The 26,305-nt window shown below is 68.7% G+C and carries 26 protein-coding genes; 7 read left to right on the top strand and 19 right to left on the bottom strand.

Annotated features, from left to right (window positions below):
* Positions 1-6 precede the first annotated feature (6 nt).
* Positions 7-600 carry a TetR/AcrR family transcriptional regulator gene (locus DC434_RS01025; RefSeq protein ID WP_116633419.1) on the top strand — a complete coding sequence of 198 codons (594 nt, stop codon included), beginning with the start codon at positions 7-9 and terminating at the stop codon, positions 598-600.
* A 2-nt stretch (positions 601-602) separates the two neighbouring features.
* Here the strand turns inward: DC434_RS01025 and DC434_RS01020 are convergent, their stop codons facing one another.
* Entirely contained in the window at positions 603-902 is a 300-nt protein-coding gene (locus DC434_RS01020; protein ID WP_116633418.1) for a DUF1330 domain-containing protein, read from the bottom strand.
* 94 nt (positions 903-996) lie between these two features.
* On the opposite strand from DC434_RS01020, the gene DC434_RS01015 reads away from it, so the two are divergent.
* Entirely contained in the window at positions 997-1,701 is a 705-nt protein-coding gene (locus DC434_RS01015; protein ID WP_116633417.1) for a spermidine synthase, read from the top strand.
* Between the two features lie 71 nt (positions 1,702-1,772).
* On the opposite strand, the gene DC434_RS01010 is transcribed toward DC434_RS01015, so the two are convergent.
* The 3 genes from DC434_RS01010 to DC434_RS01000 are packed head-to-tail and all read right to left on the bottom strand — an operon-like array spanning position 1,773 to position 4,742.
* Complete coding sequence (locus DC434_RS01010; protein WP_116633416.1) at positions 1,773-2,657, bottom strand: ATP-binding cassette domain-containing protein; 885 nt, start codon at positions 2,655-2,657, stop codon at positions 1,773-1,775.
* Positions 2,654-3,697 carry an ABC transporter permease gene (locus DC434_RS01005; protein WP_116633415.1) on the bottom strand — a complete coding sequence of 348 codons (1,044 nt, stop codon included), beginning with the start codon at positions 3,695-3,697 and terminating at the stop codon, positions 2,654-2,656. The genes DC434_RS01010 and DC434_RS01005 overlap by 4 nt, the downstream gene beginning before the upstream one ends.
* A 58-nt stretch (positions 3,698-3,755) precedes the next feature.
* Positions 3,756-4,742 (bottom strand): sugar ABC transporter substrate-binding protein, encoded by a 987-nt coding sequence (locus DC434_RS01000; protein WP_116633414.1) that lies wholly within the window; start codon positions 4,740-4,742, stop codon positions 3,756-3,758.
* A 152-nt stretch (positions 4,743-4,894) separates the two neighbouring features.
* Here DC434_RS01000 and DC434_RS00995 point away from each other — a divergent pair, with 152 nt between their 5' ends.
* Entirely contained in the window at positions 4,895-6,079 is a 1,185-nt protein-coding gene (locus DC434_RS00995) for a Gfo/Idh/MocA family oxidoreductase (protein WP_116633413.1), read from the top strand.
* 37 nt (positions 6,080-6,116) lie between these two features.
* On the opposite strand, the gene DC434_RS00990 is transcribed toward DC434_RS00995, so the two are convergent.
* From DC434_RS00990 to iolC, 8 genes are all read right to left on the bottom strand, one after another.
* Positions 6,117-6,863, bottom strand: coding sequence for a TIM barrel protein (locus DC434_RS00990; protein ID WP_116633980.1), 747 nt, complete (start codon positions 6,861-6,863; stop codon positions 6,117-6,119).
* Between the two features lie 38 nt (positions 6,864-6,901).
* Entirely contained in the window at positions 6,902-7,927 is a 1,026-nt protein-coding gene (gene iolG / locus DC434_RS00985; RefSeq protein ID WP_116633412.1) for an inositol 2-dehydrogenase, read from the bottom strand.
* A 40-nt stretch (positions 7,928-7,967) separates the two neighbouring features.
* Complete coding sequence (locus DC434_RS00980) at positions 7,968-8,885, bottom strand: sugar phosphate isomerase/epimerase (RefSeq protein WP_116633411.1); 918 nt, start codon at positions 8,883-8,885, stop codon at positions 7,968-7,970.
* The gene (gene iolD / locus DC434_RS00975) at positions 8,882-10,810 is read right to left on the bottom strand and encodes a 3D-(3,5/4)-trihydroxycyclohexane-1,2-dione acylhydrolase (decyclizing) (RefSeq protein ID WP_116633410.1); all 1,929 of its coding nucleotides are present in this window, start codon (positions 10,808-10,810) and stop codon (positions 8,882-8,884) included. The genes DC434_RS00980 and iolD overlap by 4 nt, the downstream gene beginning before the upstream one ends.
* Positions 10,810-11,724 (bottom strand): 5-deoxy-glucuronate isomerase, encoded by a 915-nt coding sequence (gene iolB, locus DC434_RS00970; protein ID WP_116633409.1) that lies wholly within the window; start codon positions 11,722-11,724, stop codon positions 10,810-10,812. Before iolB ends, iolD begins: the two co-directional genes overlap by 1 nt.
* A 72-nt stretch (positions 11,725-11,796) precedes the next feature.
* Entirely contained in the window at positions 11,797-13,350 is a 1,554-nt protein-coding gene (locus DC434_RS00965; protein ID WP_207769863.1) for a CoA-acylating methylmalonate-semialdehyde dehydrogenase, read from the bottom strand.
* A gap of 16 nt (positions 13,351-13,366) precedes the next feature.
* On the bottom strand, positions 13,367-14,266 hold the full coding sequence (locus DC434_RS00960) for a deoxyribose-phosphate aldolase (protein ID WP_116633408.1): 900 nt from the start codon (positions 14,264-14,266) through the stop codon (positions 13,367-13,369).
* Positions 14,266-15,222 carry a 5-dehydro-2-deoxygluconokinase gene (gene iolC, locus DC434_RS00955; protein WP_116633407.1) on the bottom strand — a complete coding sequence of 319 codons (957 nt, stop codon included), beginning with the start codon at positions 15,220-15,222 and terminating at the stop codon, positions 14,266-14,268. Before iolC ends, DC434_RS00960 begins: the two co-directional genes overlap by 1 nt.
* Positions 15,223-15,390: 168 nt before the next feature.
* Here iolC and DC434_RS00950 point away from each other — a divergent pair, with 168 nt between their 5' ends.
* Positions 15,391-16,149, top strand: coding sequence for a GntR family transcriptional regulator (locus tag DC434_RS00950; RefSeq protein WP_116633406.1), 759 nt, complete (start codon positions 15,391-15,393; stop codon positions 16,147-16,149).
* Between the two features lie 30 nt (positions 16,150-16,179).
* Here DC434_RS00950 and dnaB read toward each other — a convergent pair whose 3' ends face one another.
* Positions 16,180-17,553: a replicative DNA helicase gene (gene dnaB, locus DC434_RS00945; RefSeq protein ID WP_116633405.1), complete on the bottom strand. Its 1,374-nt coding sequence runs from the start codon at positions 17,551-17,553 to the stop codon at positions 16,180-16,182.
* A 521-nt stretch (positions 17,554-18,074) separates the two neighbouring features.
* On the opposite strand from dnaB, the gene DC434_RS00940 reads away from it, so the two are divergent.
* Both DC434_RS00940 and DC434_RS00935 read left to right on the top strand, forming a co-directional pair.
* Positions 18,075-19,064, top strand: a complete 990-nt coding sequence (locus DC434_RS00940) for a hypothetical protein (RefSeq protein WP_243408743.1) — start codon at positions 18,075-18,077, stop codon at positions 19,062-19,064.
* Positions 19,065-19,168: 104 nt separating this feature from the next.
* Positions 19,169-20,848, top strand: a complete 1,680-nt coding sequence (locus DC434_RS00935) for a chaplin family protein (RefSeq protein WP_116633403.1) — start codon at positions 19,169-19,171, stop codon at positions 20,846-20,848.
* Between the two features lie 163 nt (positions 20,849-21,011).
* Here the strand turns inward: DC434_RS00935 and DC434_RS00930 are convergent, their stop codons facing one another.
* Both DC434_RS00930 and DC434_RS00925 read right to left on the bottom strand, forming a co-directional pair.
* Positions 21,012-22,106, bottom strand: coding sequence for a winged helix DNA-binding domain-containing protein (locus tag DC434_RS00930; protein WP_165807960.1), 1,095 nt, complete (start codon positions 22,104-22,106; stop codon positions 21,012-21,014).
* 2 nt (positions 22,107-22,108) lie between these two features.
* Complete coding sequence (locus DC434_RS00925) at positions 22,109-23,359, bottom strand: epoxide hydrolase (RefSeq protein WP_116633401.1); 1,251 nt, start codon at positions 23,357-23,359, stop codon at positions 22,109-22,111.
* 61 nt (positions 23,360-23,420) lie between these two features.
* On the opposite strand from DC434_RS00925, the gene DC434_RS00920 reads away from it, so the two are divergent.
* Positions 23,421-24,380: a transcriptional regulator gene (locus DC434_RS00920; RefSeq protein WP_116633400.1), complete on the top strand. Its 960-nt coding sequence runs from the start codon at positions 23,421-23,423 to the stop codon at positions 24,378-24,380.
* A 111-nt stretch (positions 24,381-24,491) separates the two neighbouring features.
* Here DC434_RS00920 and rplI read toward each other — a convergent pair whose 3' ends face one another.
* The 4 genes from rplI to rpsF all read right to left on the bottom strand — a co-directional run bounded on the left by rplI (position 24,492) and on the right by rpsF (position 26,175).
* On the bottom strand, positions 24,492-24,944 hold the full coding sequence (gene rplI / locus DC434_RS00915) for a 50S ribosomal protein L9 (RefSeq protein WP_116633399.1): 453 nt from the start codon (positions 24,942-24,944) through the stop codon (positions 24,492-24,494).
* A gap of 11 nt (positions 24,945-24,955) precedes the next feature.
* Positions 24,956-25,210, bottom strand: coding sequence for a 30S ribosomal protein S18 (gene rpsR / locus DC434_RS00910; RefSeq protein ID WP_017829850.1), 255 nt, complete (start codon positions 25,208-25,210; stop codon positions 24,956-24,958).
* 78 nt (positions 25,211-25,288) lie between these two features.
* Positions 25,289-25,801, bottom strand: a complete 513-nt coding sequence (locus DC434_RS00905; protein ID WP_116633398.1) for a single-stranded DNA-binding protein — start codon at positions 25,799-25,801, stop codon at positions 25,289-25,291.
* Between the two features lie 5 nt (positions 25,802-25,806).
* Positions 25,807-26,175 carry a 30S ribosomal protein S6 gene (gene rpsF, locus DC434_RS00900; RefSeq protein ID WP_042541520.1) on the bottom strand — a complete coding sequence of 123 codons (369 nt, stop codon included), beginning with the start codon at positions 26,173-26,175 and terminating at the stop codon, positions 25,807-25,809.
* Positions 26,176-26,305 lie beyond the last annotated feature (130 nt).

Raw genomic sequence — 26,305 nt, 5'->3', positions numbered from 1 at the left:
CGAGGCATGAAGCAGCCGGTCCCGGAACTCGCCCCGCTGACCCCCGGCGCACGCCGGGTGCTCGATGCCGCGTCGCATCTCTTCTACGAACGCGGCATCCATGCGGTCGGGGTCGATACGATCGCGGAGGCCGCCGGCGTCACGAAGAAGACCCTCTACGACCGATTCGGCTCGAAGGAGACGCTGGTCGTCGCCTACCTCCAGCACCGCGACGCGCGATGGCGCGACCACGTGGCAGCGAATCTCGCGCGCGTACCGGCACCAGGCGTGGAGCGGATCCTGACGATCTTCGATGCCGCCGAGTCGTGGTCCGACGACAACAGCTCCAAGGGGTGCAGCGCCATCAACGCCCGCGCCGAGATCGGCGACGGGCACGACGGGCACCCGGTCTTCCCCGAGGTGGCGCGCCAGAAGGTGTGGCTTCTCGACGTCTTCGAAGATCTCTGCCAGGAGGCCGGAGTGCCGGACGCACGAGCGATGGCAGAAGCACTGATGCTGCTCTACGAGGGCGCCATCGTCACCGTCGGGATGGAGACCTTCCCGAACCCGTTCCCCGCGGCGCGACGGGTGGCGAAGTCGTTGCTCGAGCAGGTGGCGTAGCGCTACTCGGCGGGCGGTGCCGCGTCGATCACGCGGATCTCCCTGGTCGCCGCGTCTCCGAGGGTGCGCAGCGCCTGCTGATAGGCGTCCGAGTGATACGCCGCGACAGCGGCTTCCAGGTCGGGGAACTCGATGATGGTCGTGCGCAGTGCCGACTCGCCCTCGAGCACGGCGAGTGGCTCTCCGCGAGCGATGAAACGCCCTCCCCCGGCGAGCATCGCCGGACCGGCGAGATCGACGTACAGACGGAGACGCTCCGGATCACGGATGCTCGTGAAGGTATTGACCCAGTAGACCGGCATGCGCTCAGTCTGCCACCGGCTCCACGGCGCGGGGCCGGATCAGTCGAGGCGGCGGGCGCGTAGGGTGGGACGTCTGCCGACGAGAGGCTCCGCGATGATCGCACGATACGAAGAGCTGGACTGGCAGAGGACGCGTATGGGCGAGCTCATGCTCCGCCGTCGCGCGGACCCGGCGACCAGCGAGATGATCTACGAGGTCAAGCTCGAGGACGAGTACCTCATGTCGAGCCTCTTCACGGTGGCCGAGGAGGAACTCGCGACGCTGGGGCTCGCCGCCGCGACGGGTGACCACCTGAACGTGCTCGTCGGCGGGCTGGGCCTCGGGTACACGGCGGTGACCGCGTTGGCCGATGCCCGGGTGGCGCGACTCGAGGTGATCGACGCGCTCCCCGCGGTGATCGGATGGCACGAGCGGAAGCTGCTGCCGGTGTCGGCGCAGCTCGTGGACGATTCTCGGACGACGCTGACCCACGACGACTTCTTCGCGGTCATGCGCCAGGAGCCGGATGCCGATGCCCGCCGTCACGATGCGATCCTGCTCGACGTCGACCACTCGCCGCGCCACACGCTCGACCCGTCGCACGCCGACCTCTACACCGAGGCGGGGCTCACCGCGCTCGCCCGGCACCTCGCCGACCATGGCGTCTTCGCCCTGTGGTCCGATGATCCGCCCGACGAGGAGTTCCTGAACACGCTGGGCGCGATCTTCGACGACAGCCGCGCGCACGTCGTCGACTTCGACAACCGCCTCACCGGCGGGGTCTCGTCGAACACGGTGTACGTGGGCGTGCGGCGCTGACCGACCTCGCCCCGACGAGCGAACGCGCGCTCTCTGAGTCACCGTCGATGCGATGTCCGCCGAGCTCCCGCTCAGCCGCGAGCCACGTCGGTGTCCCGCAGATGATCGGGCAGGTCGTCGGCCTCTTTTCCCATCTCCCGCGCGACCGCGGAGTCGGCACCGAGCGTCTGCTCGAGCTCGTGCGCCAGGGAATCGAGCTCGGCGCCGCCTGCCATGAGGCTCGTGAGCTCCGACAGGGTGATCTCCGACTTCTCGTAGTTCCCCATGCTCGTGCCGCGGTTGAGCAGCAGGAAGCGATCACCCACGGGGAAGGCATGATGCGGATTGTGGGTGATGAACACCACACCGAGTCCTCGGTCGCGAGACCTCGCGATGTACTTCAGCACGACGCCGGACTGCTTCACACCGAGCGCCGCTGTCGGCTCGTCGAGGATCAGCACCCGTGCACCGAAGTAGACCGCGCGAGCGATGGCCACGCACTGGCGCTCTCCGCCGGACAACGTTCCGATCGGCTGGTCGACGTCCCGCAGATCGATCCCCATGTTCGAGAGCTCGGTGTACGTGACCTCCTTCATGCGCTTCACATCGAGCCGACGGAGCGGACCGAACCCCTTCGTGAGTTCGGACCCGAGGAAGAAGTTCCGCCACACCGGCATCAGCGGGACGACGGCGAGATCCTGGTACACCGTGGCGATTCCCGCATCCAGCGCCGCTCTCGGCGAGGCGAAGCTGACCGGCTCCCCGTCCAGGAGCATCTCGCCCTCGCTCGGCGTATGAGCACCGGCGAGCATCTTGATGAAGGTCGACTTGCCGGCGCCGTTGTCGCCGAGGACGCACGTCACCTGACCGGCGTTCACCGTCGTCGAGACGCCGCTGAGCGCATTGATCGCGCCGTAGCTCTTGCCGACGTTCCTGACTTCGACGACCGGGACCGTCGCCACCCCAGACGTGGTCATTTCGTTCCTCCCGCTCGAAGACGCACCCAATGGTTGAGGAAGACGGCGAGGAGGAGCATCGCGCCGAGGAATGTGCGGAGCCAGTTGGTGTCCCACTGCGCGAACGTGATGCCCTGGAAGACCATGCCGTAGATGAGCGCCCCCAGCGCCGCACCGATGGCCGATCCGAATCCACCGGTCATCAGGCATCCGCCGACGACGGCGCAGATGATGTAGATGAACTCCTGGCCGACTCCCGTGTTGGCCTGCACCGTCGACGTGCGGAACAACGAGATCATCCCGACGAGCCAGGCGGCTCCTGCGGTGACCATGAAGAGGCCGATCTTGGTCTTGAGCACCGGCACACCCACCTGACGCGACGAGTTCAGTGCTCCGCCGACGGCGAAGATCCAGTTCCCGGCGCGCATGCGCAGGAGGACCCAGGTCGCCAGTGCAGTGACGACGAACCACCACAGCACGGAGATGTAGAAGGTGCCGTCGCCGATGCGGATCGACGAGCCGAACAGCGGCTGGATCGTCTCGTAGTGCGGCACATCGGTCATGCCCTGGATGGCCACCTGACCTGTGATGAGCTTCGTCACGGCGAGGTCGATGCCGGCGAGCACGAAGAACGTCCCCAGAGTGATGATGAAGCTCGGCAGACCCGTCTTCATGACGAGATAGCCGTTGAGCGCACCGATGGCCAGCGCCGCCGCGAGAGACACCACGGCGGCGACCCAGATGTTGAGGCCGTAGTGCGTGGTCAGGACGCCGACGATGAGGGCGGTGAACCCCGTCATCACACCCGCGGAGAGATCGAACTCGCCGCCGATCATGAGGAGCGCGATGGCCACGGCCATGATGCCGAACGTCGACGCCGACTCGAGCCATACGCCGGCACCCGCCAGGGTCATGAACGTGCTCGTGTACACCGAGAAGAAGATCATCACCGCCAACGCGGCCACGAGGGCACCGATCTCTGGCCGGGCCAGCAGACGCCGGATCGGCCGGCGCTCCAACCGTGGTCGCGTGGCGACCGTCACTATGTCCGTCGTGGTCATCGTCGACTCCTTTCCAGTGCCGGAACCGGAGGCTGCGCCCCCGGTTCCGGCGAGATGATCAGCGCGTGCCGTTCTTCGCGAACTCGGCGACCTCGGCCGCGTTGTCCTTGGTGACGAATGCCGGGCCGGAGTACACCGGCTGACCGCCGCCGATGTCGTTGCCGTTCAGGCTCTTCAGGTAGAGCGCCGTCACTCCGAGGAATCCCTGCACGTAGGGCTGCTGATCGACCGCGAACAGGATGCTGCCCGCCTCGATGGCACTGACGACGTCTTCGGAGAGGTCGAAGGTCGCGACGGTCGCGGCGCTGCCGGACTCGTCCACAGCACCGACCGCATCGATCGCATACTGGCCGCCCAGCGTCAGCACGGCATCGATCGAGGGGTCCGCCTGGAGCTTCGACTTGATCGTCGCCTTGACCTCTGCGTCGTTCGTGCCGTCGACCTGAAGGTTCTCCATCGAGCCGCTGAACGCGCCGGCCGCGGCCGCGCAGCGTTCCTCGAGACCGATGTTCCCCGCCTCCTGGATGACGCAGAGCGCCTTGGTCGCACCCTCTTCACCGAGCCGTTCCCCGACGGCGGCACCCGCGATCGACTCGCTCTGGCCGATGTGGGTGATGGCGCCGAACTCCTGGAACTTCTCCAGACCCGAGTTGATCGTGACGACCGGGATCCCGGCCTCGACGGCCCTTTCCACACTGGCCTTGACGCCGTCCGGGTTCGCCATCGAGACGACGATCCCGTCCACGTCCTGCGCGATCGCGTTGTCGATGAGCTGCGACTGCTTCGCCGGGTCGGGGTCGGAGTTGTAAGTGACTTCGACCCCGTAGTCGCTGCCTGCCTGCTCCGCGCCGGACTTGACGCGGTCCCAGAACGCGTCGCCCGCGGCGGAGTGGGTCACGACAGCGTAGGTGAAGCCTTTCGACTCCGTATCCCCCGTCCCACCGCCGTTTCCTTCGGTGGATTCCTGGCCGGTGCCCGAGCAGGCCGTGAGCAGCAGGACCGCGGAGACCGCGAGGCCGAGCCCGCCGAGAAGGCGCTTGTTCATGTGAGTTCCCTTTCGATGAGGACGCTGTCGACATCGACTGATCGCATCCCGTGACGTCGGTGTCGGGGAGATTCTGACATCGGGGAGGAATGTTTGTCAAGACATTCTGTCAATGACTAGGATGGACCCACGATCTCGCTGAAAGGACAGCCATGACCAGCAGGGCACACATCGGTGTGGGGCTCATCTCCGTCGGATGGATGGGACGCCTCCATTCCCGCGCGTATCTGGCAGCGCCCCGCCACTACCCCGATCTGCCGGCGACCGCCGAGCTCGTCGTCGCTGCGGATCCCGATGAGGCAGGCCGCGCCCACGCCACCGAGATCATCGGCTACCGCGACGCGGTGTCCGACTATCGGCACGTGCTTGATCGAGACGATGTCGACGTGGTCTCCATCTGCTCGCCGAACTTCCTGCATCACGAGATCGCCATGGCCGCGATCGCCGCCGGCAAGCCGTTCTGGATCGAGAAGCCGATGGGACGAGGCGTGCACGAGTCGCGCGAGATCGCTCAGGGAGCGGCGCAGGCCGGGCTGATCACCGCCGTCGGCTTCAACTACCGCCACGCACCCGCTGTCGCGCACGCGAGGAAGCTCGTGCGCGAAGGAGCTCTGGGCACCATCACGAACGTGCGGGTCGCGCTCATCGCCGACTACTCGGCCGACCCTGACGGCGCCCTCACCTGGCGGTTCCAGCGCGAGCGAGCCGGAACGGGAGTGCTGGGCGACCTCCTGTCGCACGGCGCCGATCTGGCCCAGTACGTCGTCGGCCGCATCTCCTCCGTCAGCGGGATGACCGAGACCTTCATCCGTGAGCGCCCTCTGCCCGCATCGGGGGCGGCCAGCCACTTCAGCAAGGGCGCGAGCGGCGGTCCGCGGGGCGACGTCGAGAACGAGGACTACGCCGCCCTCCTGGCGCGATTCGACTCCGGGGCGGTCGGCGTGCTCGAGTCGAGTCGCGTCGCGATCGGACCGCGCGCGGAATACCGGCTCGAGGTCTACGGCACCGAGGGTTCGCTGCGGTGGGACTTCCAGCGTCTCAACGAGCTCCAGCTCGCCGACGACACCTCCGGCTACCGCACGATCATGGTCGGGCCAGGGTACGGGGACTTCGCGAACTTCCAGCCGGGCGCAGGGACCGGCATGGGCTTCGACGACCTGAAGACGATCGAGGCGTCGCTGTTCCTGCGGTCGGTGCTGGCGGGCCGACAGCTCGCGCCGTCCGCGGCCGACGCCTGGTCGGCGGCGGAGATCGTGGACTCGGCCGTGCGCAGCTCGGCATCCGGCTCCTGGACTCCGGTGACCGCCGTGGACGGAGCTACGACCTACGACGCGTGAGGGGTCGGTGGCGGGTCGCCCGCCACCGACCCGCCGGTCAGACGACGAACGCCTGCCGGAAGGCGCGGAGCGCGACCTCGGAGTCGGACGCCGCCCAGGCTTCGAGCCCCACGACGCCGTCGTACCCGAGGTCGCGCAGCACCGCGGCGATCGCCTCGTAGCGGATCTCCCCGGTGCCGGGCTCGCAGCGACCTGGCACATCGGCGACCTGGATCTCGCCGATCCAGGGCAGCGCCGTGCGGACGAGCTCGATGAGGTTCCCCTCGCCGATCTGCGCGTGGTAGAGGTCGAGATTGAGTCGCAGCGCCGGCGAATCGACGGCGCGGACGAGCGCGAGCGTGTCGGCCGCCCGAGCGAACGGCGTTCCCGGATGGTCGACGGCCGTGTTCAGATTCTCGAGGGTGAACACGCGCCCCGCTCGGCGTGCGAGCTCGGCGAGCCTGGCGAGAGTGTCGGCCGCCGCGATCCAGTCGCTCCCGGTCGGGGTCTCCCGCGGGCGCAGCGGGAGACCGTTCGGGTCCAATCCGGTCCCGTGCAGATTCAGCCGCGGCGAATCGATGACATCGGCCCTGCGCAGCGACTCCTCCGCTGTGCTCAGGAGCTCCGCGATTCCGTCCTCCGTCGTCAGGTCACCGCGCAGATAGCCCGTCATCGAGGAGAAGACGGCCCCGGTCGCCGCGAGAGCCGGCAGATCCTTCGTGCTCCAGTCCCAGATCTCCACCTCGAAATCGAGGTCGTGCAGCCGTCGCACCCGGTCGACGAAGGGAAGCTCCGTGAAGAGCATCTCGGCCGATGCGGCGAGTCGGAACGAGCCGGGCACCGTCACGGCGTCTCCGGTCGATCCAGAGTCACGGGCACGACGACACGGTCGGTGGCCGAGCGCTGTGCCGCATCCGCGAGCACGAGCGCCGCACGGCCGTCCTCGAACGTCGGGCTCGTGGACGCCTCCCCCCGCGCGAGCTTGATGAATTCGCGCAGCTCGGCCGCATACGCCACGGCATACCGCTCGAGGAAGAACTGCTCATACGGCGGCTTCGCCTCGACCGCGTCGGCGGTCGAGAGGCTCACCAGACTCGACGGGGCGTTCGCCACCTGCAGCACGCCCCGTCCGCCGAAGGCCTCGATCCGCTGGTCGTAGCCGACCGAGCTGTGCCGGGAGTTGATGATCGTCACGATCGCACCGGATGCCGCACGCAGCGTCGTCACCGCCGTGTCGAAGTCGCCGTGCTCACGAGCGCCGTCGTCGAACGTCGTCGTGCCCACCGCCGACACCTCCACGATCTCGGGGAGGAAGAAGCGCGCCATGTCGAAGTCATGGATGGTCATGTCGCGGAAGATCCCTCCCGAGACGCCCACATACGCCGCCGGCGGAGCGGAAGGGTCGCGGCTCACGATCGTGAGCTGCTCCAGCGCGCCGATCTCGCCGGCGGCGACGCGAGCCCGCGCACTGGCGAACGAGGGATCGAAGCGACGGTTGAAGCCCAGCGCCACCGGCACACCGGCAGCCGCGACCTTCGGGCGCAGCGCATCGACCCGCGCGATGTCGAGATCGATCGGCTTCTCGCAGAGCACCGGGATGCCGGCATCCACGGCCTGAGCGATCAGGTCGACGTGCGTCGGCGTCGGCGAGGCGACCAGGACGGCGTCGACGCCGCCCGAGGCGAAGAGCTCATCGGCGTCGTCGGTCGCCGTGCCGCCGTACAGCTCGGCCACACGCCGAGCGCCGTCGACGAACGGATCGGCGACCCAGCTGAGGACCGCTTCGGAGTCGGCGGCGATGCTCGCCGCGTGGACCTGGCCGATGCGACCGGTGCCGATCAAACCGAAGCGGAGGGGTGTACGAGTCATCGGGATTCCTTGTCGTGAGGGGAGGAGGGCGGATGAAGGGTCAGGCCCAGGAGCGCAGGACGGCGCGGTTGCGGACCTGGTCGGCGGCGCGAGCGGCGCGGAAGTCGGCGAGGGAGATGTCCGGCCCGTTCAGCACGTCCTGCTCCACCACGATCCACCCGTCGAATCCTCGCCGGTCGACCGCATCCATCACGGCGGCGAGATCGATGTCGCCCGCGCCGAAGGCCACGAACGCACCGGAGGACCATACCTCCGGCATCCCGCCGCCGGCGGCGAGGACACCGCGCAGCACCGCGAGATCCACATCCTTGAGATGAAGGTGATTGATGCGGTCGCCCCAGCGCGACACCGCCTCGAGCGGGTCGCCCCCCGCGATGAACAGGTGGCCCGTGTCGAGCGTCAGGTCGATGTCGACGTTCGCCAGGAACCGGTCGATCTCGTCGGGGGATTCGACGAAGGTGCCGGCGTGGTGGTGGAACGTCGGCTCGAGCCCTGCTGCTCGGACCAGCGCGGCGGCGCGTTCCGTGTTGGCGATCAGGCGCTCCCACGCGATCTCGGTGAGCGGATCGACCTCGGCTCCGCGGCCGGGAGAGGCCCGGCGCGTGGCTGAGCCGTCGTCCGCGAGGGTCGGAAGCGGCAGCCGCGCAGGTCCGCGCTCCGCCGCGTCGGCGAACACCCGCAGGGCATCCTCCAGTTCGGGCAGCGCCGCCTCGAAGGCGTCGTCGTCCGAGAGCGGCAGCTGCACCCAGCCGCCTGCGAGGTCGAGACCGTGGCCCTCCAAGCGTGAGCGCAGGTGCGCCGAGCGCCCGAAGTAACCCAGCGGCCCCAGATCGACCCCCTGGTAGCCGGCACCGGCGAGGATCTCGAGCATGTCGTCCGGCTCGATGGTCTCGGAGCCCTCCGGGGTCATCTCGAACACACCGAAGCTCACCGGGGCTCCCGCGACGGTCGCCTTCATTCGCCCTCCTCCTCTCCGAGCAGCGGACGCTGCGCGACTCGCGACCGCTCGTAGTCGGCGCGCGCCCGCTGCGTCGACGGAAGCGTCGAGACCTCGGGGACCGGGACGTCCCACCAGCCCTCCCCGCCCGGCGCGTACACGCGGGGATCACTCTCGATGTGGATGACGGTCGCATTGTCGGATGCCTTCGCCGCCGTGATCGCGGCCGAGAGGGCGCTGATCGCGTCGGGGCCCGGCGCGATCTCCACGACGTCGACACCGTAGCTGCGCGCGTTCATCGCGAGATCGACAGGGAGCTTCGTCTCACCCTGGAAGTTCCGTGCGGAGGCGTCGTACTCGCGGTACAACGTGCCGAACCGCTCAGACCCGACCGTCTCGGACAGATGCCCGATCGAGGCGAAGCCGTGGTTCTGGATGAGCACGACGATGATCTTGATGCCTTCCGCGACCGCGGTCACCAGCTCGGTGTTGAGCATCAGATACGAGCCGTCGCCCACCATGACGATGACGTCGCGATCGTCGCCGTCGGCGAGCAGCCCGCGCTTGACCCCCAGCCCGCCGGCGATCTCGTATCCCATGCAGGAGAAGGCGTACTCCACGTGATAGCCGAGCGGATCCCGCACGCGCCACAGCTTGTGCAGGTCTCCGGGGAGCGATCCGGCGGCCTGCACGATCACATCCTTCGGCGCACTCGCCGACTGGACGGCGCCGATGATCTCGGGCTGACCGGGCACGGACAGTCCGCTGGGTGCGAAGGCCTCGTCGACGAGCGCGTCCCAGCCCGCCTTCTCCTGCGCGATGCGTTCGGCGTACTCCGCTGAGATCCGATGACCGTCGAGCTCGATCGAGAGTTCGGCCAGTGCCTCTGCCGCGTCAGCGATGACAGGAAGCTGCGTACCGTGCTTGTATGCGTCGAACGAGGCGACGTTGATGTTGACGAACACGACATCGGGGTTCCGGAACGCCGTGCGCGACGCGGTGGTGAAGTCGCTGTAGCGCGTGCCGATGCCGATGACGAGGTCGGCCTCGGCCGCGAGTCGATTGGCGGCCAGTGTTCCGGTGGCGCCGATGCCGCCGAGGTTCTGCGGGTGATCCCACGCGAGCACTCCGCCGCCGGCCTGCGACGTGCCGACGGGGATGCCGGTGGCTTCGACCAGCGCCCGCAGCCGGTCCTCGGCGCCCGAGTAGATCACCCCTCCGCCGGCGACGATGATCGGCCGCTTGGCCCGGCGAATCGCCGCGACGGCGCGGGCGAGCGGAGCGTGTTCGGGGCGCGGGCGGCGAACGTGCCATTCACGGTCTTGGAGGAAGGCGATCGGCACGTCGATCGCTTCGGCCTGCACATCTTCGGGGAGTGCGATCGTGACGGCACCCGTCTCGACCGGATCGGTGAGCACGCGCATCGCGGCGAGAGCGATCGAGTAGAGCTGCTCGGGACGCTGGACGCGGTCGAAGAACTTGGAGAGCGGCCGGAAGGCATCGTTGACCGTGAGCCCGATGTCCCAGGGCTGCTCGAGCTGCTGCAGCACCGGATCGGCGACGCGCGTCGCGAAGGTGTCGCTGGGCAGGAGCAGTGCCGGGAGCCGGTTCGTCGTCGCCAACGCGGCGCCCGTCAACATGTTCGCAGCACCGGGTCCGACGGAGGCTGCCGAGGCGAGCGTGGCGCGACGTCGATGCATCCGGGCGAAGCCGACGGATTGATGCACCATCGCCTGCTCGTTCCGTGCCTGGTAGTACGGCATGAGGTCGGGCTGCTCGACGTTCACCTGCTTGAGGGCTTGGCCGATGCCCGCGACGTTGCCGTGGCCGAAGATGCCGAACATGCCGGGGATCGTGCGCTCGCGGATTTCGCCGTCGACCGTCCATTGATGGCCGAGGAACTCAACGAGAGCCTGGCTGACCGTCATCCGCTTCGTCGCCGCCATCAGTGTGTGCCTTCCGGGTTGTGTGCGAAGGGCAGTCGAGGGTCTACCCGCTGCTCCGTCCAGGTGTCGCGCACCCATGCGTGGGCGGGGTCGTCGCTGATGAGCCATTCCCGTTCGGGGTCGGGTCCCGCCATCACGTTGAGGTAGTAGAGGTCGTACCCCGGCGCCGCGGCGGCGGGGCCGTGGTAGCCGAACGGCACGAGCGCGATGTCTCCCGAGCGCACCATCGCATCGATCTCGATCTCGCCGGCCGGCGAGGAGTAGGCGCTGAACATCCCGAATGCCGACGATGCGGAGGCCGCCGACCCCGCCACGGGAGCGGCTTCGAAATAGTAGATCTCCTCGAGACGGGATTCCTGGCCGGGCACATGCTCGTCGTGCTTGTGCGGAGGGTACGACGACCAGTTCTCGGCGGGGGTGATGACCTCGCAGACGATGAGGCGCGCGGTGTCGAGCGCCTGCGGCGTTCCGAAGTTGTGCACCTGACGACTCGAGGCGCCGGCACCCCGCAGTTCGACAGGGATCTCGGCGGAGGAGATGTGCCGGCTCGGCTCCACGACGGTGGTCGGCGACGTCGCGACGGCGACCCGGCCTTCGCCCGTCAGCTGCGCCGTGGAATCGGACGAGAGGTAGAGCACATCCGTCGGACCGTCGAAGACGGAGGCACGGCCCGTGAGATGGGTGGAGCTGGTCGATCCCGCCGCGGTGTGGACGACGTCGAACGAGCCTGCGAGCGGCACCACGATGCGCTCGACGCCGGTACCCGACAGGTTCAGCGAGTCACCGGAGCGCATCTCGGCGACCCGGATCCCCGTGTGTGCCCAGCCCGGGGTCTGCTCGTCGACGACGCTCTCCCAGCCGTCGTGGCCGAGGGTTCCTCGCCGGTGGAACCAGCGCTGGTCCGTGGTGCTCATGTGTCTCTCTCGTGTGGAGTTCGGATGCCGCAGCCTTGAAGCGATCATGCCGGGCTGCAGCATCCGTCGTCATCAATCGTTCTGCGGGAAGCCGAGATTCAGGCCGCCGTGCGTGGCCGGATCGAGCCAGCGGCTGGTGATGGCCTTCTCGCGCGTGAAGAAGCCGAAGCCGTGCACACCGTAGGCCTTGGCATCACCGAAGAGGGACTGCTTCCAGCCGCCGAACGAGTGGTAGGCGACGGGAACCGGGATCGGGACGTTGATGCCGATCATGCCGACCTGCACCTCGTTCTGGAACCGGCGGGCCGCTCCTCCGTCGTTCGTGAAGATGGCCGTGCCGTTGCCGAACCGGCCGGAGTTGATCAGCTCGACGCCTTCGTCGTAGGACTGCACACGCACGACCGAGAGGACGGGTCCGAAGATCTCCTCCTGGTAGGCACGGGACGTCGTCGGAATGTCGTCGATCAGGGTGGGACCGAACCAGAATCCGTCTTCATGCCCGTCGACCACGAGCCCGCGTCCGTCGACGACGATCTTCGCGCCGTCCGCCTCGGCGATGTCGACGTAGGAGGACACCTTGTCGCGGTGCACATCGGTGATCAGCGGCCCCATGTCGGGCTCGCCGTTCGCGTCGCCCGCGCCGTTGCCGATCCGCAGACGGGCGATGCGGTCGGTGATCTTCTCGATCAGTTCGTCGGCGACCGGCTCCACTGCGAGCACGACCGAGATCGCCATGCAGCGCTCGCCCGCCGCGCCGTAGCCGGCGTTGACGGCCTGGTCGGCGACGAGGTCGAGGTCGGCGTCCGGGAGGACCAGCATGTGGTTCTTGGCCCCGCCGAGGGCCTGGACCCGCTTGCCGTGCTTCGATGCGGTCTCGTAGATGTACTGCGCGATCGGCGTCGACCCGACGAACGAGATGGACTGGACGACCGGGCTCGTGAGGAGTCCGTCGACCGCGAGCTTGTCCCCCTGCAGCACGGTGAAGACACCGTCGGGGAGGCCCGCTTCCTGCCAGACCCGCGCGAGCCACAGGGCGGCGGACGGGTCCTTCTCGGACGGCTTGAGGATCACCGCGTTGCCGGCCGCGATCGCGATCGGGAAGAACCACATCGGGACCATGGCGGGGAAGTTGAACGGCGAGATGACACCCACCACACCGAGGGGCTGCTTGAGGGAGTACACGTCGATGCCGGTCGACGCGTTCTCACTGAACGCGCCCTTGATCAGGTGCGGGAACCCGGTCGCGAGCTCCACGACCTCCTGCCCGCGGAGGATCTCGCCCATCGCATCCGAGACGACCTTGCCGTGCTCCGCGGTGATGATCTCGGCGAGCTCCTGCTTCCGGGAGTTGAGCAGCTCGCGGAATGCGAACAGCACGGTCTGCCGCTTCGCGATCGAATAGCGGCTCCACACGTCGTAGCCGCGCTGCGCGGAGGCGATCGCCTCATCGATCTCGGCCTGGTCCGCCAGCGCCACGTGTGACTGGACGGCACCGGTCGCCGGGTTGTACACGGGCGCGGTCCGCCCACTCGTGGAGGTGTGCGCGGCACCATCGATCCAATGCGGGAGGATCCGGGCACCGGACTCGGTGCCGTCGAGGATGGGGGAGGTCTGCGTCGTGCTCACGGGATCTTCCTTCGGGTCAGCGGGATGGGTGGACGAGGCCGGCAGCGATGTCCACGGCTGCGGCGACGTCGCCGTCGGGCGGATAGAGAAGAGTGCGACCGACAGTGAGTCCTCGCACCCCGGGGAGAGACAGCGCGTCCTCCCATGCGGCGAACGTCTCGTCGGGGTCGACCCCCGAGTCGCCGCCGAGCAGGAGGGTCGGCATCGTCGTCGCAGCCATGACGCGCTCCATGCCTTCCACGACGGGGAGCTTCATCCACGTGTACGCGCTCGACGAGCCGAGACCGGAGGCGATCGCGATCGACAGGATCACCGCATCCGTCGACAGGTCGTTCACGATACGGCCGTCGACCCATCGACTCAGGAAAGGCTCGAGCATGATCGGGAGCCTCGCCGCCGCGGCCTGCGTGACGACATCGGCCATCGCGGCGAGGGTCGGAGATGTGCCGGCATCATCGAGGTTGACCCGCAGGAGGGTCTTGGCGACGTCGATGCCGGCGTCGACCATTCCGGGAACGTCGTATGCCGTCATCCGGTCGTCCATCTCGAAGGATGCGCCGCGCAGGCCACCTCGGTTCATCGAACCGACGATGATCTTGTCGTCGAGCAGGCCGAGCACGGCGAGGTCGTCGATGATGTCGGGGGTACCGAGAACGCCGTCGACGCCCGGGCGGCTGAGCGCGAGGGCGAGCCGGTCGAGCAGGTCGTAACGGTCCGCCATGGCGGACGGGTTCGCGCCGACGGCGAGAGCACCACGCGCAGGATGGTCCGCCGCGACGATGAACAGCCGGCCATCTCCGCGGAGCACATCGCGGCGACGGCGACGAGCCAGCGCTTCGGCCACGGTCTGCGGCGCCGATGCGCGCGCATCGCGGAGACGTTCGAAGGCCTCGGGTGTGAGGAACTGCGGAGTCATCAGCGCTCTCCGGCCTGGATCAGGGCCGAGACCTCGTCTTCGGTCGGCATCGCGGTGGAGCATTCGAGTCGTGATGCCACGATCGCCCCCGCGACATTCGCGAAGCGCAGGGTGCGTTCGAGATCCCATCCAGAGAGGAGTCCGTGACACAGCGCGCCGCCGAACGCATCGCCGGCACCGAGACCGTTGAGGACGTCCACCGGATGAGGAGGGACCTCGACCGTCTCGTCACGGGTCTTGGCGAGAACCCCCTTGGGACCCTGCTTGACGATCGCGAGCTCGACGCCGCGCTCGAGCAGTGCATCCGCTGCTCGCTGCGGTTCCGTCTCGCCGACTGCGATCTCGCATTCCTCGCGATTCCCCACGGCGACGGTCGCGGACTCGAGTGCGCGCCCGACCTCCGCACTCGCGGACGCGGCATCCGTCCAGAACATGGGCCGGTAGTCGAGGTCGAACACTGTCGTTCCCGCTGTCCGGGCGCGCAGGGCGGTGTGATGAGCGGCTCGGCTCGGCTCCTGGCTGAGCCCCGTGGCCGTGAACCACAGGATCCGCGCTGTGCGCACGGCGTCCAGATCGACGCCCGCGGGATCGATGTTCAGATCGGGCGCCTTGGGCTCGCGATAGAAGTAGAGCGGGAAGTCGTCCGGAGGGAAGATCTCGCAGAAGGTCACCGGCGTCGGCAGCGACGGATCGACGGCGACGTAGCGCGGATCGACCCCCAGCCGGTCGAGTTCCCGCAGGAGATAGCGGCCGAAGGGGTCGTCCCCGACGCCGGAGACGAGGGCGACTGAAAGTCCGTAGCGTGCTGCGGCGACCGAGACATTGGCGGCGCTGCCGCCGAGGTACTTCCCGAAGGTCGCCACGTCCTCGAGACCGACGCCGGCCTGGAGCGGGTAGATGTCGACGCCGAGCCGGCCGAAAGCCAGCAGGTCGAGCGGGGAAAGGTTCTCGGTCATACTCCGGTGTACAACTCTCTGCGGCGTCTGGGGATCCGCGTCGTGGAATCAATTGTCCTGACAATAGCACAAGCCGAGTCCATCGCAAGAGGTCGATGGATCGGTTACCGGACATAAGGGCACCCATGTTAGATTGTCGTGTCAATAACGCGAGGGTGGGTCGGACAGATGACAGACGACGTGGTGCAACTGGACGAGCTGCTGGCGTCGCTGGATCGCACGGGGCCGGTCCCGCTCTACTTCCAGGTGTCGTCCGCGATGGAGCGGGCCATCCGCTCCGGCGAGATCGCACCGGGCGCGCGTCTCGAGAATGAGATCGCGATCGCGAAGAGGCTGGGACTGTCGCGACCGACGATCCGTCGCGCGATGGAGGAGCTCGTCGACAAGGGACTCCTCGTCCGCCGTCGCGGGATCGGCACCCAGGTCGTGCAGGGACAGGTGACCCGACAGGTGGAGCTGACGAGCCTCTACGAGGACCTGCAGGGCTCTCACCACGAGCCCGGCACGCGGGTGCTCGAACACGACACCCGCCCAGCGGATGCCGCGATGGCCGAGGCACTCGGCGTCGCTGTCGGCTCCGACCTCGTGCACCTGCGCCGGCAGCGCTCCACGGACGGGGTGCCTGTCGCACTCCTGACCAACTACCTTCCGCTGGAGTTCTCCGACATCACGACGGAGCAGCTCGAGGCACGGGGGCTCTACCAGATCCTCCGGACGCGCGGCGTCATCATCCGCGTCGCGAACCAGCGCATCGGCGCCCGTCGCGCGCAGGGAGACGAGAGCGCCCTGCTCGACATCGACAAGGGCGGCCCCGTCCTCACCATGGAACGCGTCGCCTACGACGCATCGGGAAAGGCCTTCGAGTTCGGCCACCACTGCTACCGGCCCGACATGTACAGCTTCGAGACCACGCTCGTCGCGAAGTAGCGGCGGCGCCGCGACGGCGACGACGACGACTCAGTTGAAGTCGCCGCCCGGGGCCATGTCCATGAAGCGCGAGTAGTGGCCCTGGAACGCCACGGTGATCGTGGCGGTCGGACCGTTACGGTGCTTGGCGACGATGAGGTCGGCCTCGCCGGGACGCACATCCTTGTCGTAGACCGAGTCGCGGTGCAGCAGGATGACCATGTCGGCATCCTGCTCGATCGAGCCGGACTCACGCAGGTCGCTGATCGCGGGCTTCTTGTCCTGACGCTGCTCGGGACCACGGTTCAGTTGCGACAGTGCGATGACGGGGACCTGCAGCTCCTTCGCGATGAGCTTGAGGCTTCGCGAGAACTCGGAGACCTCCTGCTGACGCGACTCGACACGCTTTCCCGACGTCATGAGCTGCAGGTAGTCGATGATGACCATGCGCAGGCCCTCGCGCTGCTTGAGACGACGGCACTTGGCGCGGATCTCCACGAGCGTCATGTTGGGGCTGTCATCGATGTAGAGGGGCGCGTCGTTGATGCGACCACGGGTCGCGGCGACGGTGGTCCAGTCGCGCGGGTCGAGCGTTCCCTTGCGCATGTTCTGCAGCGGGATGCCGCCCTCGGCGCTGAGCAGACGCATCGCGATCTCGCTCTTGCCCATCTCGAGAGAGAAGAAGATCGACGGGAAGTCGTGGCCGATGGATGCCGCGCGGGCGAAGTCGAGCGCGAGCGTCGACTTACCCATGGCGGGACGGGCCGCGACGACGATCATCTGACCACCGTGAAGGCCGTTGGTGAGCTCGTCGAGCTCTTTGAACCCGGTCGGGATGCCGGTCATCGAGCCGTCGCGGCCGTTCGCGGCCTCGATCTCCTCGATCGCCGCATCGACGGCCGTGGTCAGCGGCACGTAGTCTTCGGCCGTCTCGGTTCCGGTGACCGAGTAGATCTCGGCCTGGGCGTTGTTGACGATGTCGGTCGCGTCGCCCTCACCGGCATACCCGAGCTGCACGATGCGCGTGCCCGCGTCGACCAGGCGACGGAGGATGGCTCGTTCGTTGACGATCCCCGCGTAGTACCCGGCGTTCGCCGCGGTCGGGACGATCGAGGTGAGCGTGTGCAGGTAGTCGGCGCCGCCGGCCCGGCCCAGCTCGCCGGTCTTGATGAGCTCATCGGTGACGGCCACGACGTCGGTCGGCTCGCCGTGCGAGTACAGCGACAAGATCGCCTCGAAGATCAGCTCGTGCTTCGGGATGTAGAAGTCGGCGCCCTTGAGGGTCTCGATCACGTCGGCGACGGCGTCTTTCGACAGCAGCATGCCGCCCAGCGCGCTCTGCTCGGCGAGGAGGTCGTGCGGAGGCGTGCGCTCGGGCGGGCGCTGCCCTCCCAGGCGCTCCTCTGAGATGTCCGCGATCGACACGCTTTTCCCTTCGATGCGACGTTTCCGAATGCGCCGCCCCGGAGGGCGGAGCCGTGTCCGTCCGGCCGTTCCGGCCGCCGTGCACAGCGAATCAGGAGCCCCCGACATTCGGTCGCTCGACCACGGTACGAGCGGCATGATTCGGGTGCAACACAGCCTGTGGATAACCCTGTGGAGAGCGTGCGGACAAAGCCGGAGTGTCTGTGTAGAACCGGTGTGGATAACCCGGTGGATGGCATCGCATATCGGTTTTCTTAATCGCGCTGACCTGGGTTTTCTCGATTCCCCAGCCTGTGGATGAGAACCGGGTTCAAGGGTTGATTGAAGGTTTTGCCGTCACGGGACGACATGTGCAGAACCTGGGGAAAGTCAAGCCGAGATTCTGCCGGGCGCGTCATCGCGCGATGAGCGTTCGCGGCTGCGCGAAATAGCCCTGGACAACCGCCTTAAGCGCGAGTATCGTCGGCCCATCGACGCACGTTCGTGTCGATGGTGCGTTGCCTTCAGAGGGGGAGGTTGACGTGAACGTTCGGGCCACCCGACGCGGCATCCCCACCGCCGTCAAATGGGGCGGTCTCGTCGCGCTCGCCTGGGCGACGCTCACCGTCGTCGCCGGCGGAGGCACAGCGCACGCCGACGAGCAGTCCGACGGCCCGCTCGACGGGCTCACGTCGATCGTCGGCGAGACGGTGTCGGCCGTCACGACCCCCGTCCTCTCCGACGTGGTCGCCCCCGTCGTGACCGAGGTGGTCGCCCCCGTCGTCACGACCGTCGTCGCTCCCGTGCAGCAGGAGGCACCCGCCGTCGTGAGCACGGTCACCAGCATCGCCACCGAGGTCCCGCTTCTCGGAGAAATCGCCGCACCGATCGTCCAGGCGGTGTCCCAGACGGCGCAGAACGCGGTCGCACCGGTCACCGACGCTCTCACACGCGCTCCCGTCGCGCAGATCACCGACCCGATCCTGGATGCCGTCACCGGCCTCCCGATCGTCGGAGAACTCGTCGACGACGTCGGCGCCGCCGACCTGGTCCGTGACGTCATCGGCATCGTCGACACCGCGACCGGCGTGATCGGCGAGGCGGCGGAGGAGACCGTGCCGCCGATCCTCGTGAGCCTGGACCCGACAGCATCCGTTCCGGCCGAACCCGCGGCACCGGGTGCCGGCTCCGCCGCGCAGCTCGTGACTGCCACGGCATCCGCCCGCGCTCTCCCGTCCACGACCCCCGCGCTCGCCTCCGCTTCGCCCGTAGTCCCCGCTACCATCCCCAGGGGCACTGTGAGCGAGCGCGGGGCGTCGGACGCGCCCTCCGGGCCGTCCTCCGGCGCCCCGCCAGGAGGTCCTGGAACGCCTTCCTCCTTCGCCGGTCCCGGCGGAGGGAACAGCAGCGCCCACGCTCGCGTCAGCGACGTCGGCGCGTCTCCGCTCCGTGCCTGGGAGCGGGCTGCCGGTGCATCCGACGACGCCCTGCCGACGTCGCCGGTCTTCGCCACCGACGTCTCTCCTGACTGACTGACAGTCGCGCCGCCCTCACCCCGAGGACGGCAGATGCTGTGCTGCGCGCGCACTTCGCCCGCACCCATCCAGACTCCCCCAGTCCAGTCAGGAGAATCATCATGCGTACCTATCTGAAGCGGGCCCTGTGGGGCACGCTCATCGCCGGGGGCATCACGCTCTGCGGCGCGACGGTCGCCAACGCGGCCGAGACATCCGGAGACGACAGCCTTCTCTCCGGCACACAGGCGGTGGCCGTGGTCACCGCGCCGATCACGATCGTCGACAACGCGATCTCGGTGCTCGGCACCTCCACCGCCGAGGCATCCGCTCCGGCACCCGCCGACGACGCCGCGCCCACTCCTCCGCCTCCTGCCCCCGCACCCGCGGCGGACACGAGCGGCGACTCGGGCGCGGCATCCGGCTCCCAGGCCGTGGTGTCCGTCACCGTCCCCGTCACCGTGACGGACAACGCGGTGAGCGTTCTCGGAACCTCCTCGACCAGCACCCCGGCCGCGGCTTCCCAGAGCGAGGCTCCCCAGGCCTCGACTCCCGCCGCCGGGGTGCCGTCCGTGACGACCAGCGGCATCGACGGCGTGCTCTCGGGCACGCAGGCGGTGCTGCAGGTCGACATCCCGATCACCGTGTCGGGCAACGCCGTCTCGGTCCTCGGTGAAAGCAGCGCGACGACGCAGGGATCCGCGGCACCGGCCCCTGCAGCGACGACGCCCGTGGCCGCCGAGACCGACGGAACGGATGCCGTCGCCAGCGGCACCCAGGTGGTCGCACCGGTCACCGCACCGATCACGGTCGGCGGCAACGCCATCTCCGTGCTCGGGGAGAGCGCGGCCTCCGGATCGTCCTCGGGCGAACCGACGGCGGGCGCCGCGCCCGCGGCGGAGGGGACGACGTCGGGAGACGACTCGATCCTCGGCGGCACCCAGGTGGTGGCGCCGGTCAGCGCACCCATCTCCGCCGTCGGCAACGCGATCGCGATCGGTGGCGACAGCACGGTCACGGGTTCGCCGGGCGCAGCGCCCTCCGGTGGTCAGGCGGGCGCTCCCGCCGATGCGGAGACCTCCGGCACCGACGGCATCGCCGGCGGCACGCAGGTCGTCGCTCCCGTCACGGCACCCGTCTCGGTGCTCGGCAACGCCGTCTCGGTCCTGGGCACCAGCGCGGTGACCGGCGGAGCAGGTGCAGCCCCGGCACCGGCATCCGGCGGTGACGCGTCGACGGGCGGGGATGACTCGCTCGCCGGCGGCACGCAGGTCGTGGCACCCGTCACGGCACCCGTCTCGGTGCTCGGCAACGCCGTCTCGGTCCTCGGCACCAGCGCGGTGACCGGCGGAGCAGGTGCAGCCCCGGCACCGGCGGTCCCTGCCGTCGGCGGGATCGATACGTCCGGACTGGGAGGGCTTCTCGGCGGCAGCCAGGTCGTGCTCCCGGTGAGCATCCCGATCACCGTCGGCGGCAACGCCATCGCGGTGGTCGGAGAGAGCACCGTCACCGGACCTGGGACGAACCCCGGAACGGACCCGGGAACCGACCCCGGCACTGACCCTGGAACGGATCCCGGAACCGACCCCGGGACTGACCCCGGAACCGACCCCGGAACCGACCCGGGCACGACGCCGGGAAGCGGTCCGGCATCCGGGGCGGCCACGGCCGTTTCGGCAGCCGGCGCAGCGGAAGGCCTCGCCATGACCGGCGGCGCCACCGCCTCCGGTCTGGTCGCACTCGCCGCACTCCTGCTCCTCCTCGGAGGAGCGGGCCTGCTCCGCCGTCGCACGACGGCGTAGCGCAGACGCCGGCGGTGCGCTCGTCCTCGGGGGAGGAGGCTCCGCACCGCCGGTGCGTCGGCGCGGCCAGTGCGAACGGCTCGCCGTCCGCTCTCGCGCCGGCGCGCGGATGCCCCGTGGCGCAACCACGGGGCATCCGTCACGCCCTCGGGACGGCAGGTTCTCAGTGAGTCGTGCGTTCGTCGGCGAGATCCACCGCCGGCGCGCCCAGGAACGCGGCGAGCCTCCGCGCCTCGGCGAGGAGATCGTCGGCGGCCACCGCCGGCAGGGCCTGATCCGGACGGATCCGGAGCACACCGGCATCCACCCGCCAAGTCCCGCGCAGGAACCCGTCGCTGAGGAAGGTGCCTTCCCTGGCTCCCTTGCCCGGAGGCAGCGGCACGCGCTGCGGCGTGTCGATGATGCGCGCACGATCCCGGTGGGAGAAGAGCACGTTGTCGTACTCCGGGAGGAACCGCGGTGGTGCCGGATGCTCGGCATCGGGGCGCGGTCCATCGGCCACGTCGTACAGCACCTGCCCGCTCTCGGAGACGAAGACCCGCAACTGCGGGGTGAGCCGGTCGAACACCTCACGGAGTCCCGTGAGCCCCGACCAGGTCTGAGCGTCGTTGACACTCGCCGGTCCGAACGCCGCGAGGTAGCGGAGCACGACGGCATCGATCGACGGTGCGGTGTCCAGCGGACGCCCGACCCACGACTCCAGCAGCGCCAGCTGCGGCGCGCCCTGCGGCCTCCCCCACATGCCTCGCGGCGTCGGCTGCACCGTGGGCACGAGGTAGCTGATGGCATACGCCATGGCATCCGCATCGAGGTGCGGCCAGCGCTCCTGGAACGCGCGGCGCAAATCGGTCCGCGTGCGCGCCGCTTCGCGCAGCAGCTCGCGCCCCACCGCGATCACCTCCGACTCCTGCGCGCTCGTGAGCCTCCCGGTGAAGCCGCCACGGAACCCTCGGACGATCGCGGGTTCCACGAGCCGCCTCAGTGCCAGCGCATCATCGACGGTCACCAGATGCACGGTGCCGCGCATCAGTGTCGCGCGCACCACGCGCCGGTCCTCGAGCGCGTCCGCCAGCTCCTCCGCCGCGAAGCCCTCCAACCGCGACCACAGACCGACGTAGGGCGCGAGCGGCGCCTGCCCCTGCATCCCGACCAGCAGACGGACCGTGTCCACCACGGAGTCGTCGGACCGCTCGAGCAGGAGCTGCCGCGCGAGGAGTGCCCGGTTGAGGGCGCGGTCGGTGAGCATCGGTGTCCGCATGATCAGCGGCATCCGTCGAAGAACCGGCGGAGGTCGGCGACCAGGAGCTCCGGCACCTCCATCGCGGGGAAATGCCCGCCGGCATCGTGCTCGGTCCAGGAGTCGAAGGCGGATGCCGGATCGACCGCGCTGCGCACGGAGAGATCCGCAGCGAAGATCGACGCGGCGGCCGGTGGCATCGGGGGCGCCTGCCAGCCACCCGACCCGCCGCTCTCCTCACCCCAGGCGCCATCGCCGGCGTGCTCCTCTGCGCCATCGCCCGCCGCGCCGCCGGCCGCAGCTGCAGCGAAAGCGCGATACACCTGCATGCCCTCGTGGAGTGCATGCGCCGATGACCAGCCCGACTGCGTGAACCAGAAGATGCTCACCGTGGTGAGCAGGCGGTCGATGTCGACGGCATCCCCCGGGAGAGCCGCCGACGGATCGGTCCACTCCTGGAACTTCTCGACGATCCACGCGAGCTGCGCGATCGGAGAGTCGGTGAGCCCGTACGAGATCGTCTGCGGTCGCGTGGCCTGGATGTGCAGGTAGCCGGCGCCGTCTTCCCGGAACCTGTTGAACCGCACAACGCGCTCGCGCTCTCCCTCCGGCAGGGCGTCGACGGGGAGGGCCGGCCCGAGCGGGAAGGGGCTGGGACCGTTGACGTGGGTCGCGATGACCCGCCCCGGCGCCGCCATCGGCAGCATCCCGACGATCCCCGAGCCGACGTCGGTGCCCTGGGCGAGGAAACGGTCGTAGCCCAGTCGCGTCATCACCTCGGCCATGGCTCCGGCGATGCGGAAGAGATCGCCCCACCCGGCATCGGCCAGCGTCGAGAACCCGTAGCCGGGGAGCGATGGGATGACGACGTGCACGGCATCCTCCTCGCGCCCTCCGTGCGCCAGCGGGTCGGTGAGCGGTCCGATCACATCGAGGAACTCGACGAAGGAGCTCGGCCAGCCGTGCAGGAGCAGGAGCGGCCGGGCTCCGGGCACGGCCGAGTGGACATGCACGAAGTGGATCTGCTGACCATCGACCTCGGTGACGAACTGCGGCAGCTCGTTCAGTCGGGTCTCCTGCGCTCGCCAGTCGAAGCTGTCACGCCAGTACTCGGCCAGCGGGCGGAGGTAGCTGACCGGGATACCCCGATCCCAGCCGGTGCCATCGAGGTCACGGGGCCAGCGTGCCAGCGTGATCCTCTCGTGGAGATCGTCGAGATCCTGATCGGTGACCTCGATGCGGAAAGGGCGGATGCTGCTCGTGTCGTTCGTCATGATCTGACAGTAGAATCCATTGCGGAACGTTCGCTTCCGCAATCAGGAAGAGACTGAGAACATGTTGAAGACGTCAGAACGACTGCTCCAGATCCTGTCCCTCCTGCAGGTTCGCCCGTTCTGGCCCGGGCGTGTTCTGGCGGAGCGGCTCGAGGTCTCGACCCGCACGATCCGCGCGGACGTCGAGAGGCTCCGCGCCCTCGGCTACCCGATCACGAGCACGCCGGGAGTGGCCGGCGGCTATCAGCTCGGCGCCGGGGCGGCCCTCCCCCCTCTCCTCCTGGAAGACGACGAGGCGATCGCCGTGGCCCTCGGGCTCAGCACGGCAGCGGCCGACGGGTCGATCGCCGACCTCGAGGAGGCCTCTCTCCGCGCACTGGCCAAGATGTACCAGGTGCTGCCCTCGCACCTCCGGCATCGCATCACGACGCTGCAGTCGACGGTCGTCCCGGTTCCCGGCCATGGACCCGCCGTGGACCCTGACGTGCTCCTCACGCTGGCCTCTGCCTGCCGCGACACCGTGCAACTGCGGTTCGACTACCGCACCCACTCCGAGACCGAGTCGCGGCGCATCGTCGAACCGTACCGACTCGCCCTGCGCGCCGGGCGCTGGTATCTGCTCGCCTTCGACCTCGAGCGCGACGACTGGCGCACCTTCCGCGTCGACCGGCTCACCCCGCGCATCCCTCTGGGGCGACGCTTCACCCCTCGCGAACTGCCGGCAGAAGGCGCAGCCGACCACGTCGATCGCGGCGTGGCCTCCGCCCCCTGGGAGTTCCGTGCCACGGTCGTGATCCACGCGTCGGCAGACGTCGTCGCCGAGCGGCTGCCGAGAGCGGCGGGCGTGGTCACCGCGCGGGATGAGCAGTCGTGCGTGCTCGAGAGCGGGTCCGACGACCCGGCCGCGCTGCTGCGACACCTCAGCATGCTCGACCTGGATTTCTCGGTCGCCGGCACTCCCGCGCTCGCGGCGGAGGCGCGACGGCTGTCCGAGCGCTTCGCGCGCGCAGCCGGGGCGTGAACGGCATCCGCCCTTCCGGCGCGCAGGTCCCGACACGCAGAACGCCCCCTGTCCCGGCAGAAGCCGGAGAACAGGGGGCGCACTTCGACGGGCTCAGTGGCCCACCGGGAACTACTTGGCGGCGACGACCTGCAGCGTGATGACCGCGGTCACGTCGTCGTGCAGACGAACGGTGGCCTCGTGGTCACCCGTCGACTTGATCGGCGAGGTGATCTGCACCTTGCGCTTGTCGATCGTGCCGATGCCGGCAGCCGCGACGGCGTCGGCGACGTGCTCGGTCTTGACCGAGCCGAAGAGACGACCTTCCTTGCCGGCCTTGACCGTCAGGCGCACCTTGGTGCCCTCGAGAGCGTTCTTCAGTGCGACAGCGTCGTCACGATCGTGGATCGCGCGTGCCTGACGCGCGGCCTGGATCGAAGCGACCTGCTTTTCGCCACCGCGGGTCCACGCCGTAGCGAAGCCCTGCGGGATGAGGAAGTTGCGGGCGTACCCGTTCTTGACCTCGACGACGTCACCGGCGCTACCCAGACCTGCGACCTCGTTCGTGAGAATCAGCTTTGCCATCTCGATACCCCTTACCGGCCGGCGCCAGCGTAGGGCAGGAGCGCCATTTCGCGCGCGTTCTTGATCGCCGTGGCGATCAGACGCTGCTCCTGCACCGAGACACCGGTGATACGACGGGCGCGGATCTTGCCGCGCTCCGAGACGAACTTGCGGAGGGTGGCGACATCCTTGTAATCGATGACACCGACCCGGATGGACTTCGCGGGAGCGGTGGGCTTGCCACCCTTCCGCGGCTTGCGGCGGTCGCCGCTCGACTTTCCAGCCATTGGTTTTCCTTAATGATGAGCGGCCCTTCGACAAGCTCAGGGGCCCATGGGCCCCGGCTCAGACCGCGGGAGATGAGTTTAGAAGGGAGTGTCGTCGCCGAAGCTGCCGGGAGTGCTCCAGGCATCCGCGCTGGTCGACGAGCCGGGCGTGGACCACGGCTCCTCCGACACCTGCTGCTGCGCGGGACGGGACTGTCCGCCGCCGGCACCACCGGCACCGCCGGTCGACGCCGCACGGGTGACCTGCGCGGTCGCGTACCGGAGCGAGGGGCCGATCTCGTCGACCTCCAGCTCGATCGCGGTGCGCTGGTTGCCCTCGCGGTCCTGGTAGGAGCGCTGACGGAGGCGACCCTGCGCGATGACGCGCATGCCCTTCGTCAGCGAGCCCGCCACGTGCTCGGCGAACTCGCGCCACACGGACGCACGGAGGAACAGCGCATCGCCGTCCTTCCACTCGTTCGCGGCACGGTCGAAGTTCCGAGGCGTCGATGCGATGGTGAAGTTCGCCACCGGCAGCCCGTTCTGCGTGTAGCGCAGCTCGGGGTCGGCCGTGAGGTTTCCCACCACGGTGATGACGGTTTCGCCGGCCATGGCGCTTAGGCCTTCGCAGCCTTGGCGGCCTTGCGGGCAGCCTTCTCTTCGGTGCGCTTGGCCTCGAATGCGACCATCGCCTGAGCCTCTTCCGAACGGAGGACCTTGGTGCGCATGATCTGCTCGTTCAGCTTCAGCTGACGGTCGAGCTCCTGCGTGGCCTCGCTGGTAGCGGTGAAGTTGACGACGGCGTAGATGCCCTCGTTCTTCTTCTGGATCTCGTAGGCCAGACGGCGCTTACCCCAGATGTCGACCTTGTCGATCGAGCCACCATCGTTGGTGATGACCTTCAGGAACTTGTCGAGCGTAGGTGCGACCTGGCGCTCGTCGATCTCGGGGGTCAGAATGACCATGAGTTCGTACTGGTGCGTCACTTACCCACCTCCTTCGGACTAGAACGGCTTCCGCGTATCTCGCGGAAGCAGGAGGGTGTGTGAACGTGTCCGCCAGAAGGCAGACAACCTCGTCAGTCTAGCGGAAGCGCGCGCCCGTCGCGAACGCGTG

The sequence above is a fragment of the Microbacterium sp. TPD7012 genome, assembly GCF_003075395.1.
Lineage (GTDB): Bacteria > Actinomycetota > Actinomycetes > Actinomycetales > Microbacteriaceae > Microbacterium.
Note: the sequence above shows the minus strand (reverse complement) of the source record. Positions and strands in the feature narration are given on the sequence as shown.